The organism is Ectobacillus funiculus (assembly GCF_004138295.1).
In the GTDB taxonomy this organism is placed as follows: Bacteria; Bacillota; Bacilli; order Bacillales; family Bacillaceae_G; genus Ectobacillus; species Ectobacillus funiculus.
Window position 1 is genome coordinate 87,557 of record NZ_SCFM01000013.1, and the last position, 17,180, is coordinate 104,736.

The 17,180-nt window shown below is 36.2% G+C and carries 10 protein-coding genes and 1 pseudogene; 7 read left to right on the forward strand and 4 right to left on the reverse strand.

What is annotated here, in order from left to right; translation table 11 throughout:
• The first annotated feature begins 815 nt into the window (after positions 1-815).
• Positions 816-1,460, forward strand: a complete 645-nt coding sequence (locus EP737_RS10575) for a hypothetical protein (protein WP_129727943.1) — start codon at positions 816-818, stop codon at positions 1,458-1,460.
• A gap of 133 nt (positions 1,461-1,593) precedes the next feature.
• On the opposite strand, the gene EP737_RS10580 is transcribed toward EP737_RS10575, so the two are convergent.
• Complete coding sequence (locus tag EP737_RS10580) at positions 1,594-2,349, reverse strand: hypothetical protein (RefSeq protein ID WP_129727944.1); 756 nt, start codon at positions 2,347-2,349, stop codon at positions 1,594-1,596.
• Positions 2,350-3,185: 836 nt separating this feature from the next.
• Between EP737_RS10580 and EP737_RS10585 the strand changes: the two genes are divergently transcribed.
• The 4 genes from EP737_RS10585 to EP737_RS10600 all read left to right on the forward strand — a co-directional run bounded on the left by EP737_RS10585 (position 3,186) and on the right by EP737_RS10600 (position 13,213).
• Positions 3,186-6,080: a PD-(D/E)XK nuclease family protein gene (locus EP737_RS10585; RefSeq protein WP_165350753.1), complete on the forward strand. Its 2,895-nt coding sequence runs from the start codon at positions 3,186-3,188 to the stop codon at positions 6,078-6,080.
• Complete coding sequence (locus tag EP737_RS10590; protein WP_129727946.1) at positions 6,077-8,326, forward strand: UvrD-helicase domain-containing protein; 2,250 nt, start codon at positions 6,077-6,079, stop codon at positions 8,324-8,326. The genes EP737_RS10585 and EP737_RS10590 overlap by 4 nt, the downstream gene beginning before the upstream one ends.
• 98 nt (positions 8,327-8,424) lie before the next feature.
• Positions 8,425-9,918, forward strand: coding sequence for a DNA sulfur modification protein DndB (locus tag EP737_RS10595; RefSeq protein WP_129727947.1), 1,494 nt, complete (start codon positions 8,425-8,427; stop codon positions 9,916-9,918).
• 1,099 nt (positions 9,919-11,017) lie between these two features.
• Positions 11,018-13,213 (forward strand): hypothetical protein, encoded by a 2,196-nt coding sequence (locus EP737_RS10600; RefSeq protein WP_205650918.1) that lies wholly within the window; start codon positions 11,018-11,020, stop codon positions 13,211-13,213.
• 233 nt (positions 13,214-13,446) lie between these two features.
• Here the strand turns inward: EP737_RS10600 and EP737_RS26875 are convergent, their stop codons facing one another.
• The 3 genes and pseudogenes from EP737_RS26875 to EP737_RS26880 all read right to left on the reverse strand — a co-directional run bounded on the left by EP737_RS26875 (position 13,447) and on the right by EP737_RS26880 (position 14,614).
• A complete protein-coding gene (locus tag EP737_RS26875) occupies positions 13,447-13,815 on the reverse strand; it encodes an IS3 family transposase (RefSeq protein ID WP_425455880.1) in 369 nt (122 codons plus the stop codon).
• A gap of 130 nt (positions 13,816-13,945) precedes the next feature.
• Positions 13,946-14,320 carry an IS3 family transposase gene (locus tag EP737_RS26530; protein ID WP_342772900.1) on the reverse strand — a complete coding sequence of 125 codons (375 nt, stop codon included), beginning with the start codon at positions 14,318-14,320 and terminating at the stop codon, positions 13,946-13,948.
• Positions 14,317-14,614 (reverse strand): annotated as a pseudogene (locus tag EP737_RS26880) (transposase). The gene EP737_RS26530 and the pseudogene EP737_RS26880 overlap by 4 nt, the downstream one beginning before the upstream one ends.
• 170 nt (positions 14,615-14,784) lie before the next feature.
• Here EP737_RS26880 and EP737_RS10620 point away from each other — a divergent pair.
• Together EP737_RS10620 and EP737_RS10625 are read left to right on the forward strand one after the other, a co-directional pair.
• Positions 14,785-16,008 (forward strand): hypothetical protein, encoded by a 1,224-nt coding sequence (locus EP737_RS10620; protein WP_129727950.1) that lies wholly within the window; start codon positions 14,785-14,787, stop codon positions 16,006-16,008.
• A gap of 104 nt (positions 16,009-16,112) precedes the next feature.
• Positions 16,113-17,099, forward strand: a complete 987-nt coding sequence (locus EP737_RS10625) for a hypothetical protein (protein ID WP_129727951.1) — start codon at positions 16,113-16,115, stop codon at positions 17,097-17,099.
• Positions 17,100-17,180: the final 81 nt, after the last annotated feature.

A 17,180-nucleotide genomic window follows, 5' to 3' on the forward strand; every position in this document is an offset into this window, starting at 1 on the left:
TGTATTGGTTTAATACATTGGAATTTAGGGAATAATTGTATGTACGCCCAATCTAATACAAAATTGAACACTTCAAGAAAATTTTCTAGTTTAGTATTGACAATCCAGAGTAAATATTAAGATGGTTGAAATGTGAGAAATTACTTACCGTTTTCTAATTTGAATCACTTAAAATAACAAGAGAAGTTAATTCCACCGTACTAATTCAAGATATAAAAATAAATAATTTATAATATTACTGTAATAACCCAAAAAAAGCACTCAATTTAAGTGTTTTTTTGGGTTATCTTTTATAAGATTTTTGAAATTGAAATATGAGAAATTGGTTCTTCATACTAATACAGGTTATTATAAAAGAATTTACTTACACAGTTACCAAAAACTTCTTTTTATGATTATATTGTGCTATATAATTATAATAACACCTAAAATTTATTCGTATGATTAGTCTATTTAACTAGCCTTTTCTCATATAGGATTACGAATTCCAAATTAGATGGTAAAAAATTATGCTTAAACTGATAATTTTTTCATGGAAGCGTCCCACTTTACTCCAAATTAAAAAAGAGATTATAAAGGCTAGAGAATATTCCTATCTAGTTGCAACCAAAGACTTAGATAAGGAGCATGGCCTGGAGTCTCTTCCTCCAGGCTATCAGAAACAATTAAATCCCTCTAATAATAAATATTCGATCGCTGTCTTTCATTAAGAGTATTAAGGGAATGGGTTGGAAAAAAGGTGAACATTGCTTCTCGTGGTGAAGAGAAGAGAATAATATAATGAAACTATAAACATTTATGAAGGGGAAATAAATATGAGTATAAGTGATTTGAAGAAAGAACTGAATCAGAGTAAACAGATTGAAGTTATTTATGTGGAAAAATCTAAAGCTAAAGAAAACTGGTTAACAGAAGAGTCTCCAGCCAATGTTAGGGATGGAAAAATTTATGTATTAGATGATCTGCCTGATGAAAATAAATTACAAGCAGAAGCACATGAATTAGGACATTTGTATGTAGAACAATTAGGGGTATTAAAATTTGATCCAGAATATGGTGAGCCAATTGACTATTTAAAACTAGAGCTAAATAACGCTCTCTCCCATAGATTTATTATAGACATATTAAATGAAAAGTTTAATATTTCAAGTGATTATCACTTACATCTTAGACGGAAAGGAATAGACAATACTAAGGAAATATTACAAGATAATGATGAGTATGAAAAAGAAATTCTATTTGGATTAGGATTGAAGCTTTTTGACATATCAATAACTATTCCTGATACTGAAGAAGAAATAGAAAAGATTATACATTTTAATAAAGATGTATCTTTAGCGTATGAAGCAGCTAAAACTTATTTAATGCAAATGAAACTAGATATGCCTAGTGAAGAACAGAGACAAATCATAGGTAATTTTTTAGAAAAATTAGGATTATCTTTGGAACATCTTTCTTAACAACTATTTTAAAAATTAGCCAGAACAAAATTAAATGAAAGAGATTATTCCAGGGACTTAAGTCAATATTTTTGACACAAAAATGTAAGGGTCATGCTGATTTTTAAGCTTAATCCATGGAAGAATCGGGGAGTTATACCCTAAATTCTTCCATGTATTCTTTTCCTGTTACACCATCCCTTGATAGAGGGCAATAAGGTATTTTAGCTTTTTCTTTTAAAAAAGGAACCAATGCATGTAAGAATGGTTGGAATGAATCTCCTTCATGACCAAAGTATTGCAAGTGCCGACAAGCAAACACTTTCGCTTTCTTTCCGCTTGGATATGTAAACGTGAAATGTGGAAATTGAGTTTCACGATGTTTAATGGTGGTTTTCTTTAACACATGGCGCGGGTGAATCCATTTGTATTTCACGAGGATATCGATAAACTCCCTAGTTGTATGCTGACTATGTAAAATGATAAGAGAAGGTTCATGAGTAGTTAAGATTCTTATAAAACGGTGCTGGCCCTCTATTACAGCCTCCTTCACGGAATATTCCTCTAAACCAATTGCCCTCGAAGTGGGAAATGCATTGATGTTTGTTTCCAGCAGCGAATAGGGATAGTACGTCTTTACATAGCGAAGCAATCCCTGGATTCCTAGTCTTGTTGGACCATTTGACGAATGTCTGGTACTATAAAGGCCTGGGTCCATTAACGTTTCTACCCACGTATCGATGTCGACTCCATCTTCAGGGGAAACGGCCGTTGCAGGATTAATCCCGACCAAAAATAGATCAATTTGTTCAGGTCTGCCGTGCAAGATGAATGGTCTATAGTAGGGAAGTTCCTCTGAAAACGGCTTCACTAGAGAAATTAGATTTTCATGTGAAAAAAATGGATGCATGACCAATATCCCCCTCCTTATACATGTTGTATGATAAATACCATTGTATACCACATTTGTATAATTAGCATGTCATTGAGTAACTTCCTAGTTAGTACGTAAAATAAATATTATTCAATGTTGAAAATTACACGGAATAAGGATCGTTGGAAAACTTGAACGGTTCTTTTTTATTAATCAGATCAAAGGGGTTTTCATGCAACCAACAAAACTTCAATTTATCAGTTGACATCATATTGATGATAACAAAATATCTTATCTGTTGAATGAGAAGGCAATCAAGGACGGTAGACAACCACAAGTTACAGCGTTTGCGCAAGCATTAAACTGTTTAAACGGAATAGAGAAGGACGAAAATGAAGAAGGGGAAGCGTTTTTTTGTCGTATCATTATGGGATAGCTTGTATAAAGAAATGAAATATAACGAACAAGAATGGCAAATACTCATTACTAAAATCAGCACTATGGCTTCATTGTTTGTAATAAGTAAAACATAAACTTCATGCGTGTTCTTTTCCGTTTAGGAGTAGAGCAGTTGCATTAAAGAGATGAAGGTATGACGCAGGAAAGGTTTGAGGAACAGTATTACTATAGATTCCTGATCACTTCAAAAGAAAATTCAGTGGGGTATTTTTAAAAAAGCTTCTGCTATAAATCTCCGAGATTTAACAAAGAAATAAGAGATATGAAACTAGTAAAAAGAGTTGACAATAAAAATGGAAAACGTTACTATATGAGTGCGAAGGTTGCGAGACGCAACCTTATTTATTGGAGATTTACCATAAATCTCCGAGATTTAATTCATGAAAGATTGGAAAGGGGGTTCTATTATTACTATGATTACTTTGTATCAGTATCAAAATAAAAGGCCGAGAAATGAGAAAGTGAAGGAAGAATTGGGTCTTGACACATCAAAACATTCATACGTGTACCTGACAGCGACGAAGAAGATGGCGAAAGAACGCGAGAAGTTAATCCCCTCTACCCATCAGGAGTTTGTAACGAGGAAAGGGCAGAAGGAGTCAAAGGAAAAGTTAGCACTCTTTGGTGATTTACTCAAAGGATGGGTGAAGCAATCTTATCCCGGCAAGGCTGCGACTGGTCTTGAAGAACAGACCTTGTTAATCCGAGCCATTGAAAAAGTTGTCACTACAGATCAAGAACTTCAGGATATTCTGAAAAAAGATAGAGGATCGCTTCTGAAGACCCTAAAGGACCTTGCAGCAAAAAATATCGATCTTGCAAATGGATTCCCGCCCAACCTGCAAGATCAACTTTTAGAACCAACTTTTGAAGTCCTTCTTCCAGATATTCAACGGCAATTTTATCACGAGTTGCGTTCAAAAGGCAAGGTTTTGTATGAGAAGTTGGCTTATGACTACATAAAACAGGACTTTGTTCCCAAATTTTTGGAGTTGTTTGGATCTTACTTTACGATTGTAATGGAAGGGTTCACGTACTTTACTCCACAACAAAGGCATCTCATTGATGTCTGTATAAATAATGACATTCGAATTTGCTTCCTCGTTCCGAATAACCCCATGCAAAGGAAGGGATTCGAGATTATAGAAAGGACGTATGCGAGTATTCCGGGGGTAGAACGGAAGAACATAGATACAGAGTCAATCTCTGAATATCCAGATCTACAGCACTTACAATCGCAATTTTTTACGAAAGCACCAGTGCCGTATGAGGATAAAGCTACTCACATACTTGTCCAACAGTACTCTAATCGCGATCAAGAGTTGGCTGCTATATTGCAGCAAATAAAACAATTACTGACGAATGGGTACTTGCCGTCTGAAATTGCAATCGTGATGCGTAACAAAAAAGAGTTTCTGTATCGATTAGCTGACCTGTTACAGATGCGTCCAATTATCTATGAAGAACACTTAGATAATGGACAAACAGAGCAGCATCAAGTGAAGCTACCTATATCACCACGAAAGTTGCTTCTTACGCCTGTTGGGCGCTTTATATTGACTCTATATGAAATTTGGGAAGACAATGAACTGTCTCTTAGTGCCGATCAATTGGAAATTCTTCTTGGATCTGGTTGGCTTGGTGCAAAAGCACAAGATCTAACCCAAAAATTTCGCGCAGTGAAACACCAGTCTTTTGCTCAATGCACGAAGAAAAATGAGTGGCTAAATGTTCTCGATTCCCTACTACCTCTTTGCCGTACAAGAAGACCACAGGAACGGATGCCTATAAATATTCTTGATCAGCGTGCAATTAGGGCTTGGAAAGATGTCATCGAGTTACTAGAAAGGGTTTGTAGAAAGCTGTTCAGTACTGGTGAAAGTGCAATCGGTCAACATATCCGAGTACTGCAAGAACAGTTGAAAGGAATACTCCCAGATGACATACGTCAAACCGAGAAGCGTGTCCTGGAAAAAGTGATGGAGGTTTTTGAAGAACTTGTGCAAGAGCATACAATCGACTTAAGCACCAATGAATTTAGTCGTACACTCCATGCCTTAATCTCTGATCAGGTCAACGATGATGATGAAACAAATGATGAAGGCGACCCAGGGGAATTGAAAGTCTACAGTCCGGAGACGATTGACGGTATTCATGTAAGGGCCGTACTTTATATCGGGGTGGACAACCAGCATGTTCCCGCGATGTACACAGACTCTTGGCCATTTTTTGAAGACGTTCGAGACGAGCATTTAGAAAAAGAACGATATATGTTCCTGACCGTACTACGAGCGGCTATGGAAAAATTAGTGCTCAGTTACTCCTTGCAGGATGCAGAACGTTCCTATCAACCTAGTGCCTATGCAGGGACTGTACTGCAGTTAGCAAATGCTGAATTAGATAAGTTTACAGTACTTGATGCCTTAGATATGAGTAATGTGCCAGAGATTCCGCTAATGCCGACAGCGATTCCAGCAATCCGTAGGAACTACGAACTTAATGAATTAGCACACTATGGCCTTTGTCCGGCACGATATCGGCTGGAACTGTTACACTCTGAGGCACGTTCGTACCGTATGGATTGGCAATTGCCGTTTGTTGCGCAAGGGAAGTGGTTGGATGAGATTTTGCAAAGGCTTCAGCAAGAGAACGATCATTTACCGTATGGAGATCCTGAAAAGTTAAAAATCTACTTCATCCGTACGATGAATGCAGTTGAGCCACATATACGCCAGTGGTTTTCAGGCTTTAACCAAATCACTTGGCACGGTATAAAAAATAAGGTATTCCATCAATTGATCAATATTCATTGGGAACATCGATTTAAGTATCTAAAAGGGGTACGTGGAGCTTCTTTGGAGGTCTTTTCCGTTATGAATGAGGAAGAAGATACCATAGATATTGAGTACGAAGTTCCATACTATTGGAAGACAACAAAATTCGATGTTCCAGTATTTGATATGATACTCCACAGAGAATGGCTTTTACCCGCTGACTCTGAGGGTTCAGATGAAGAATTTGTGTCAAAGAATGGAATTCGACTGTTCTCAACACTAGGACATGCTGTAGGCTGGTGGCGAAATATCATCAACGGACATCACTATAAGGAGAGTGGTGCTCCCATTAGTCAAAATCATATTCGGAAAGCATTGAGGGTATTTCATGAGGCACCTGACCTTATTATTGAATGGATATCAGGGATTGAGGGTGACAAGTTCCCCAAAAATGAGGGAACGCACTGTAACAAATGTCCAGTGCGCATGGAATGTCTTGGAATTGCGCTTGATGAGGAGGGAACGGAAGAATGATAGAACGAGGTGGAATTACATTATCTCAAGAGCAGGCTAATATCGTAGATCATGTTATGACAACTGGACCCGTAGCTCCGACAGTGGTTTCTGCAGGAGCCGGGTCCGGCAAGACTCGTGTTATGATAGCGACTGACCTGCACTTAATTAAATCGAGGGAAGATGTTAGAGTTGATGATTTTGCGTTGATAACCTTTACTAACAAGGCAACCGATGAGATGCGCAAACGACTAGAAGAAGAATTAGATAACCGGATTAAAGAGGCTGAAAGTCAGGCAGAAGCAGATATGTGGTTTGAACAAAAAGAACGGCTTGCCAATGCATTCATTGGAACAATTCACCGGTTCTGTTCTATGCTCCTACGTCAGTATGGGTATGAGGAGCACGTCCCGCATGAAACAGAAATCCTAATTGCTAAGCGTTATTTCCAGCAATCATTAAAGGATGCACTAAATGAAGGATTAACCGACCCTGATACACAACTGTTGTTTAATGAAGCAAATATTCCATGGGAACCTTTTCGATGGGAAAAATATTTGACAAATCTTTACGAACACATACGCAACAACGGACGTTCTATTGATCATGTGGCGAAGCGAACGTATGCTCAACCTGTTGATGGGGAGTCTGGATATCGGAATGCGGTAGCCAAAATGCTGCAGAAAATTGACCGTAACTACAAAAGAGTTAAGCAGGAACATGGAGGTCAGGACTCACATGATTTATTGTACAAATGCGCGCAACTAATTGAGAAGCACCAAGCACGAATTGGCAGAACGATACAAAAAAGGTATAAATTTCTGTTCGTTGATGAGTTTCAGGATACAGATCGTACTCAGAAGCGGATCATTAAAATACTGCTTCCTTACATGGAACATGTGTTAGTCGTAGGGGATCGTAAACAAGCCATCTATGGATGGCGTGGTGCAGACTATTCAGTTCTAGAAGAACTAGCGAACGAATACAACATGAATCCAATACCATTACTAGCATCCCGGCGCCCAACCCGCCACTTATTTGAGGTGCAAAGGGTTTTGTTTGCAGGAATGAGGAGACGTTATTCTTTCTTGCAGGAACAACTCACAGTTCCGGAAGATGCGCATGTGCCGCAAGATCAAATTACACCTTTAGAGTATCTCCATGTAATGGGAAACGACCGTGAAGCGTACATTATGAGAACTATTGATAAGGTTCGGTCTTACCTTAGTCAACAAATTCACCGCCCTAAAGAGGGGTCTCGTTCCGTGAACTATAAGGATATCTGTATTCTATTTCGAACCAACCGACATATGGCACAATACGAAGTTCTATTTAAAGAAGCAGGTATCCCTGTAGTTACGGATGTTGGTGGAGGGTTCTTTCAGAAACCTGAGATTCTTTATTGTTATTACATGCTACATGCAATCTTGAGTTATCCGAACGATACGACGCTTAGCCAGATTATGGGGACGCCTTTCTTTCCAATAAAAGCACCAATCACTATCCATCGTACTGATTTCTCCAGTACGCAGTTTTCAACCTGGTTGAAGCAAGAACCCTCCGTAGAGCGGTGGTATAAAGGAATGATGGAAGTAAGACAAGATATAAAAGTGGACCTTGTTCCGCAACTTTTAACTAAAATCTATGAGTTTACGGGTGTTCGAGAGTGGTATGCACAACAGGGAGATTTACAGGCAATTGCTAACCTTGAAAAATTGGTGGCATGGTCTAGAACCATGTTTGACAATGCGGAAGCTCTCACAATGCAGAGTTTCTTCCAAAGATTCCAGAATGCTATATTTACTGGTGAAAAAATGGATGAGGCGGATCTTGGTGAAATGGCTGGACGCCCGAATGCAGTTGTTTTCTCGACAGTACACTCATCCAAAGGTTTAGAGTATCCCATTGTCATAATTCCCGAGGTGCAAAGACCACTACTTAACGATTTCCAGTTACCGAGTTTTTTTGATATAGCTAGACCTGACTGTGACTGGGGGCTTGACTTAAACCTTTCAAATGAACATGGTCGCTCACTGCGTTTTAACGAGTGGATGGAACAATATCGGAGAGATTTCTTTCAGGAAGAGGCACGGGTTTTCTACGTTGCTGTTACGCGTGCGCAACATGCTGTTTGCTTCATTGGGGGTGGAAATCCACGTTTAGCTCCAATTCATTCCAATAAATGGTCTTGGAAAGATGAAATTTTGTCTGAATCCAGTTCCTTGCAAGCACTAGGAGATGAATTTGTTAGAATTCAGCTTCCTTGAAAGATATAATTCAAAAGAAGAGACATTCTTCTGTCTCTTCTTTTGAAAGGAGTTATTCGAGTAAGAATCGTATGAAGTAAGAAACTGAGGTGATTTATATGTTAATACCAAATCAATCAAAAATAACAAATGATCAAATCCAACAAGATCCTAACTATAAAAATCTTCGAATTGTTCGTTATGCTAGCAATGAGCAAGATCGAAGTAATTATACTAACAGGACCTATAAGTTTCAGCATGACCATGCGGACTATACAGTGATAAAGGCAACATTGTGCCGTAAGGGGGCTGAAAAGATTTATCGACTTGTTGCAATCGTTCATCCTACAATGAAACAATTCGTCGATATCATTAAGTATGATCCATCCAACCCACCAACTGATGATTATCTTGCCCACGGCATGATTGAAGCCCATGAACAAACACAAAGTGATTTTCAGGGACAAAAGAAACAAAATGCCCTAGATTTCCGAAATTATATTCTAGAAGGGATCGCCGGTCATCGTACGCTGTATTTGCCTACCGTAACTGGCTGGCAGTCCACACTTAGCTTTGAGAAGACAATTTTTGTTACTTTTGATGAAGAAAATCCAAATGCAATGTATGGAGAATTATATTTGCCTAAAGATCCTGTTATGCAGGCTGATGGACAAACACAAACGGCTGCTATTTTTCAAGCTTCAAAAACCATCGAAGCAATTACTTCTGGAGCTTTGGACTCTTTATCACTTACGCTAGAAATTGAGTTGAATGTCTCGACGCATGAAGCAGGGCAAAGTTTTGCTGATCGCAATGGTCGAGGTTCGAAGAAGAATAAGAATCTTGTGATTAAAATGGATAGATCTTCACCATTAAGTCAGCTTCGCGTTTTTGCAATAGAAGGGACCGTATTTGAAAATCGAATTGCAGATGGACGTACTACAGGAACGTCCGAGACAGCAACTGGCAATATCGTCGATTTATCCACAATGGAGCAAATGTTAATTAATGTGGTTGCGAATGGTCGAATAAAACCTGAAAAATTCCAACATTATTATATTGACGCTTTTAAACCATATGTCCGTGAATTTATTCGATTATTAGATCAGTTGTTTGCAAAATATTGGCCCGCGGAAACCCCGGAAAATATGGATCCATACCGACGTCTATACGTTCATGGTTGGCCTTTTGCTTTAAAAGCCCTGGCTAAAGCTTATCACCAAGTTCGGATTGAGGAGATTGGCCCGTTAGCGGCAGCCATCGGGACCGAAAAAGAAGTACAGGATGCTTCAAAGAATTTGGAAGAGAAATTTCTAATTCAGGCTGAAAAGAGGAAGGAACAGTTTAAGGGTAAAGCTCCAATGGCACTCGAGGAGTTTGTGGCAAGATTAAAAGAAATTGATTGGCATCGCTATCGTACACATTGGATTGCCATCACTGGACATTCTGTAAAGGATGGTAAGAAGAAGGTATTCAAACTAAAATCTACGGGCGAGGAGAAAGTTGTTGCTTATGCACCAAATACAGCAGCTGTTATTGATGTTGTAGCAGATAAGTTGTTATCTAATAAATGGATCGAGTTGTGTCGAAAAGAAGATGAACCAGTAAATTGACTTTACAAATAATTGAGATAAACGATTATGAATAACTTATCTTCAGATCTATAGCACATAGGAATTTACACATAACCAATATATTTTTTAAATTATTATTAATGGGGCGTCATTCAATGTTGGAATCAATGAGGATACATGGGATTGAAGGGAAGGTTGTTAAGCCAGCCATTCAATATCTTGAGGATGGAGACAATGCATACACTGATATTACCTTTACCGACAGAAAAATGAGGGAATGGATGCCCTCATTTTTATTTTTGTTTTATTTTCATTTCATGTACTTTAATCTTTTCTGATTTGCAAAACGGGCACTTACCAGGCTCGAATTGCCTTCCAAATGTTCGATTACAATTTAAACATTTTTTTATCATGGTTTGTTCTCCTTATAACTATTCTCTGATTTTTTTTCCTAACGTGGCCCTATTGTAAACTTTATAGCAGGAGTGATTCTTGTCAAATATCCACGAAGTGGTTACCAAGAACTTTAAAAGCGGAGGGAATGTCTTCCTCTTTCTCGTTAGAAACCAAATTATAGCTATGTTAACTACCCCTACTTTTGAATACCTAATTGACTTAGATAAACTACTTATAGAATAGAAAAAACTTTGCTATAACTTGTTATTCTACTCAATAGGTTCATTTTCCTTCCAATATAGATTCAGCCATCTATCTGAAAAATATCTTATTTGCTATAGCACAAAGGCGGCATTATTTTAGGCTAATGCTACGACCTGTTTTTCACCTATACTTTTCACAATGAAGTTTTTTGGTACCATCTTTTCAACGAAATATTCCATTAGAGTTCATACAATATGTTTGAATCTTAAAATGGAAATATTTGATATAATTTTAGTGTTAAGATATCAAAGAAGGTGGTGAATAGGGTGAATGACTATATTAAACAATAACACGATTTAATATTACATTGTAGCTTTGATAACACGTGAAGTTCACCCATCAATTATTTGAAGGCGCCCGCTTAAGACCGGAGCCCCTGGGAATCTATATACCTCTTTGAAACAAATACAATCGTTGCACCAGAACAAATTCGATCGAAGATGCAGATTTCCCGATATACATGGAAGGAAGGAAAATGATGAAAGAAAATGAACTTCAAAAGGAATTATTTGAAATTATAGAAAACGGGAATTTATATAATTATATAAGTAATATTGAATCTATTGAACAACCACTAAAGCAGGATGAGGCAGAAAATTATATACCTAATTTTTCTATCGATTACTTATTAAAATATCGCTACTGCTATTCCGCAAATGAAGTTATTAAAATGTTATCTGGTGATTTAGAGATAATTAATGGTAAAAAAATAAGAAGTATATCTCTCAAGAAAAATGAACGATTATACCCTGATTTTGTTTTGATAAATAATGAAACAGAACAGATTATTATTATTGAATTAAAAAGAGATTCTGGTGCCGAGAGGGAGGCGATAACAGAATTAATTGCTTATGCACAGGAGATGAAAAACCATCTTCCCTTTCTTTCCAATTATGACTATTCCTTTATTATAATTTCAACGGAGTTTGAAACACTCTTGAGACATTCAGTGGGCTCGTTGATTTTAGATACAACACTAAATATCCTATGTTTAAAGCCAAATATTGAGGAGAGTGAAGTATCTAGCCTAGAAGTGGTTCAACCTAATTCCTGGACGGATCTATATTGCGCATGCTTACCAAGTGAAGCTCTTGTTTCGTACACCTTGGTTCTTTATGATTATAAAGATTCCTTAAAAAATCTCGGTGATGGGATATATGATTTGTTAGAGATGGCGGGAGATTTAATAACACACTATGGTAACAGGCACAATTCCCATGGTTTTTATATTATATGGAGAAATATGTTGAATGTAGGGTATTCAGAATATTGTATAACCATATATGTAATTAATCCATACATATTTCAAAAATATTTAGTTGGTCTTAGTATAAATGAAACTAACCCTCTGTTAAGTAAACTATGGGAAAGAAACGAGTTGTTTGAATATGAGTACTACTCCCCTCAATCTATTTTTAGGATTACCGACAATGCTAGGAAGTTACTAGAAAAATACTTTGATTCAACCTTTGAAATTCCGTCTACCTGGCATAACGATTTTAATGATAGTAATCTTAAGATTCAAAAACTTCCTTTATTGATGGATTCATGGGGGACTGTCGGGGATTTTGTCAGGTACTTTTATCTGCATCCAGGGGTTAAAAATACTTATTTCAGACAACCCATCAACGGACAATTATCCTATAAAAATCCAGTGATTGGAATTCAAATAATCAATTATATGACGGGTATGACTGTATTTAACAATGGAAATTTTTGTGTGAAAAGTTTCTTTTTATTCGGTAAAAACCTTGCGCTTCTCATCCAAATAAGTGAATTAAGAGAGATCAATTCTAATTATAATTTATTTGAATCATGGTTATACTGGTTGAATATTTATTTGATTCCTGCAATTAAGGAAATAGGTTTTAGATATGAAGAAAGTGACTCAATAACTGTACCACCCCCAACTTTCAAAGTGCATATCTATAATGAAACATTAAGGAATATCAAGCTAGTGGAAGACTATGTGCTTTGGATCAATGAGCATCTATTAGATTTTGATTCTAATGGTGTATATAAATTATTTTTTAACCTTGGATTCAGTGAAGGCTTAGCCCTAGAAAACCAATATTCTAACATGATTCTAAATTCAGGTAATGAGGATTCGATTGAGACAATAAATAGGATGAAAAAAGAAATAATTACACTAGTTAGAGATTGGTTAAACGGTATATTAGAGGATGTCTTTGTAAAAGAAATTCGATATCCTCCGGAAGAAACAATGAAAATGATTAAGTTTGAATACTTACATAATATAGATTTTTGTAATATAAAAGACAAGGATATTTCAAATATAGTGGCCGATATTAGCGATGAATTTATAATTGATACCTTTGAGACATATTTTCTGGAGTTGGTAGATAGTATTACTCCACCTTTATTTCACGAAATTACACCCTTTGATACGCATAATTACAATGGACTGGATTTAGACTGGATTAAGGAGCAAATACTCAAAAGGCGTCAAGCAGGAGAAGAATATGTAGCAATTCAAATTGGAGAGGGAGGGACAATTTCTATAATAGAATTGCCTGAAGAAGAAGTAATACTAGGTTACTCTGAAGAAGACGATAAAAATGATATGATTTATGTTAGGGATTTATCTGCAGGATTTGTTACTTTAAAAAAGATTAGTTGGCAAGAAGTTTTGGACGGGAATTTATTTTTGTAGTTTATTCAGTTTTGGTACAAAAATTATATTGGTTTACAACAAAAAACTTAAAAGAAGGTATCGGTGTGTGGAAGAGAAAAAACCCTTACTTCAGACAATGGAATTTTAGAGTCTCTGATTTTTAACAGCGAATTAAAATTCTTGGAAGAGTAAGGAGTATGTTAATAGATGTATAATAAAGCCTCCTCAAGTGAAGTGACCCCTGTCAAGTAGACAGTGATAAAAAAGCAACCCTAAGCAGCCTGATTTCTATATTCGTATGGACTCAGGTTGTTTAATTTTTTCTGGAATCGTTGGTGGTTATAAAAGCGAATATATCGTTGAACGGCAGTTTTCACCTCATCAATTGTATGAAAGGAGTGAAGATGAAAGCACTCCGATTTAAAATGACTAAAGAAGTTTTCCATACTTGCATTGTCCCAACAGTTTCCTTTTCGGAACATACTCGCTTTCATCTGATACTTTTTGAGTAGGTTGTTATATTGACGGGATGTATAATGAAACTCTTGATCGCTATGTAAAAGAACTCCTTGTACCTTACGTCTTTTTCGGGCCTTCTTGAGTGTATCCATAACGAGCTTTAAATCATTTCTTCGACTGATCTGATACGCAAAATCTCATTGTTATAGAGGTCTTTAATGACAGATAGGGACAGTTTTTCTCCGTGAAAGATGAGATAGGTGATGTCTGTAACCCATTTTTCATCCGGTTTTGATGCCTGAAAATCTCTATTTAGATGATTTTGTGAAATGACATACACTTCTTTCTTGCCATAGTAGGGGCGTTTCTTCCGGATGACCGCATGAGTCGTTGTACACGCTTATGGTGGTTTAACTGTAAGCCGTGTCTACGTCTCAGCCAAACCATAACTCTTCGATAGCCATAAATTCCTTTCAACTTTGCGTGGTATTCCTTAATTCTTTCCTTTATTTTCTGACCCTCTATTTGTTTAGGGGAGAGGTATGTTTGTCGTTGAAGCCACTTATAGTATCCGCTCCGAGAGACTTGCGCTAGGTCACAGAGGAGCTGAATTGAGTACTGATGTGCCATCCCCTGAATCACTGCGTATTTCTCCCTTGCCGACATTGCTTCCATTCCCCCTTTCATTTCCCTAACAGCTTTTTTAGTAATGCATTTTCTGCTTCCAATCGTTTTATCTTAGCCTCTGGGTCCTCTGGTCGAATTCTAGGTCTCCCCTGACCAAGTCCCTTTTGCCTTTCCTCGTTTTTCCTCAAGAGCCTTCATTCCTTCGGTTTCAAAGTGCTTCACCCAGCGCCGTACCATTCTAGAATCAACGCCTAATTCCTTGGCAACAGTCTCGTATCCCATTCCTTCTTGGAAGTATAAGTCTACGGCTTTTTTCTTAAATGCTTGATCATATGTTTTGTTAATTTCCCCTATAAAAAAATCCCCTCCATAGTAGATAGATTAAGGAGCTTCCTTTTTCCTGTCTACTATAAGGGGATCATATTATATTAAGGAAGGCTTTTTTATTTTTGTGTTGAATTAATTATAAAATTGATATTGGTAGGGCTATAAAAAAATTCCGTATTAATTAAGGAGTAGAAAATATGGCTGTTAAATTTGTTCCGGAAGAACTAAAAGAAGAATTGAAACAACTGTTGGATTTCTTTGAAGAACATGAAATTCAGCATGACTTTGATGGATATTTGTCAAATGATTATAAAGAAGAAGATACTATCATTGATAAAGACACAGCAATTCAAGTTTGGCTACCACGTACTGATTATGAAGAAAGTTCGACTTTAGGTGATGTAATTGAGATGGTTAGAGAAGCTTTAAAAGCGCGACAAATAGATGAATATAAGTTTATTGGGAAAAGGTTGGCTCTATTTCGCATTGACAGTTATAGTAGAGAAATGTTAAGCAGAGCGGCATATGAATTGCCTACAACTATTACAGAATCCGCACATGACCAGGAATATGAGCTTAATATTGTAGCAGGGTTAACTAGCTATGCTTTTAAGCTAGTCATTGATCAAATGTATAGTAAGTATGTACCACCTGTCGATTTTGATGATATTTTTATAGAAATCTCGTGCGAAGATAAGTTAGATGAAGAGGTACTTGAAAGCTTAGTAGAGGCGTATTTGTTTGAATTAAAATCAACAATAGGTATAGAAGTTCATCCTTCACCAAGAGTTTTTTATGATCCATGGGAAGAAGAGGATGTTCAATTGGAAGCAGCACTATCAAGATTAAGACCATTGTTGCGAGGAAAAGGAGTGCCTGAATTACTAAAATTGTATAATTCATCTTTATCCACGCAAAATGCCGAAATTCTTATTTTGACGTATACAAAGGTAATAGAATATGTTTCTCAAACTGTTATTCAGCAAGACCTTATTCGCACTGTTTCTAAGAAACTATCTAGTCCTAAAGCTCTTAGTCCTGATGCAAATTACATACTTGAACTAAGTAAGATTTTTGAGGGAAATAGAAATCACAAAAAAGATCATTTAGCAATAAAACTAACTGTTGAGACTTGTTGTGACCTACTTGAGATAGTGTCTAATGCTCCTCAATTTTTGAAATTTACTAGGAAACTTACGATGGATAGTAAGCCAGAAGATTTACAAAGAGCCCTTGATGAAGTAGCTAATGCAATTAGTAACACAAGAAACATGCTTGCTCACGCAAAAACTAATTACGAAAAAAAAGGGAAAGAGTGCCCTGAAGACCAATTAGATGATTTCGCTAAATGTTTAGATATTCTTGCTCAGCAAATTATTAGATGGTTTGCAAGAGAACATGAAGATAATAGAGTTGTTTGATTTTAATATAACAAGCAGGAAGCTATAGAAGAAACTAACAAATAAATGATTCTATGCTAAAGTATTTAAGACTAAAATTATTATAATTTGAAAGGTTGAATTGAATGAGGATAGATAACGTACATCAAATTAAAGCAGAAATTGAAAGACAAATAATTGTTTCTAAACATGATGTCATATTAGCAAAAGAATTATTATTAACTAACCAGGATAATAAGATAAATGTACTAGAATTAATGGAAGCATTCGTACAGAGTCAAAATATAAAAAAGCCCACCAAATTTTTTCTTAAAGAAAATGAAGAGGAAAATATTCAGGTATCTGCTCGTTATATTTCAATACACCTAGCTTATTGTGAAGCTGTTTGGTCATTGATTGGGTCAAATTCTTTTATTATTGAAAACCCTGATTCAAGATTTTATAGTCCCCTTTCTCTTAATGTTAAAATAAATTGCTACGACGAGTTTCAAGAGAAGACCCTAGAATTTGAAGAATTAAAAATTCGACTACCATTTTTTATACATAGAGCATTTTCAATGAGACAGTCTTCAAAAGAAACATATTTATTTACAGAGCCTGACTTATTAGTATTTAAGGATTTTCCAGGTGTGGATGAAGAGATGAAAGAAGCATTTAGAGATTCTCTAAAATGTTTTAATAATGATTTATATCGTCCAGCAATAGTAATGGCTGTAACTGCATTGGAAGGAGCCTGGATACAATTAGGACTTGCATTATATGAACTAGCAAAAGAAAAATTCGGTTACGATCAAACAAACTATGAAACTAAAATTGATTATTTAAAAGGTGTAACTCCAATTACAAGGAAAGTTGAAGATATAAATAAATTTTATAGTGATTATACACATTGGTTTAAAGATATAGCTGAAAAAACGGACATAAATCATAAGCACTTGAATAAAGTTAAGGAATGGTCTAATACTGTTCTAGGAAACAGAAACTCCGTTCATTATGGAGTAGAGCCTATAACGGAATTAAAATATGAAGCAGTATATGCTCAATTATTAAGTTTCAAAAGGTATATTTTTGATTTAGTCAAGTTATTCCAAAGTGTAAAAGATGAGTTATAAACTAAAAAATAAGCGATACTTATGAAAAATAAAAGGTGTTCAGCCAATATACTTATATTTTGGTACATCCCATTTTTTAGT

What these genes read in the sequence shown, in the direction of transcription:
- EP737_RS10575 (WP_129727943.1), top strand. Translation starts at nt 816, where the DNA reads ATGAGTATAAGTGATTTGAAGAAAGAACTGAATCAGAGTAAACAGATT.
- EP737_RS10580 (WP_129727944.1), bottom strand. Translation starts at nt 2,349, where the DNA reads ATGCATCCATTTTTTTCACATGAAAATCTAATTTCTCTAGTGAAGCCG.
- EP737_RS10585 (WP_165350753.1), top strand. Translation starts at nt 3,186, where the DNA reads ATGATTACTTTGTATCAGTATCAAAATAAAAGGCCGAGAAATGAGAAA.
- EP737_RS10590 (WP_129727946.1), top strand. Translation starts at nt 6,077, where the DNA reads ATGATAGAACGAGGTGGAATTACATTATCTCAAGAGCAGGCTAATATC.
- EP737_RS10595 (WP_129727947.1), top strand. Translation starts at nt 8,425, where the DNA reads ATGTTAATACCAAATCAATCAAAAATAACAAATGATCAAATCCAACAA.
- EP737_RS10600 (WP_205650918.1), top strand. Translation starts at nt 11,018, where the DNA reads ATGAAAGAAAATGAACTTCAAAAGGAATTATTTGAAATTATAGAAAAC.
- EP737_RS26530 (WP_342772900.1), bottom strand. Translation starts at nt 14,320, where the DNA reads ATGAAAGGGGGAATGGAAGCAATGTCGGCAAGGGAGAAATACGCAGTG.
- EP737_RS10620 (WP_129727950.1), top strand. Translation starts at nt 14,785, where the DNA reads ATGGCTGTTAAATTTGTTCCGGAAGAACTAAAAGAAGAATTGAAACAA.
- EP737_RS10625 (WP_129727951.1), top strand. Translation starts at nt 16,113, where the DNA reads ATGAGGATAGATAACGTACATCAAATTAAAGCAGAAATTGAAAGACAA.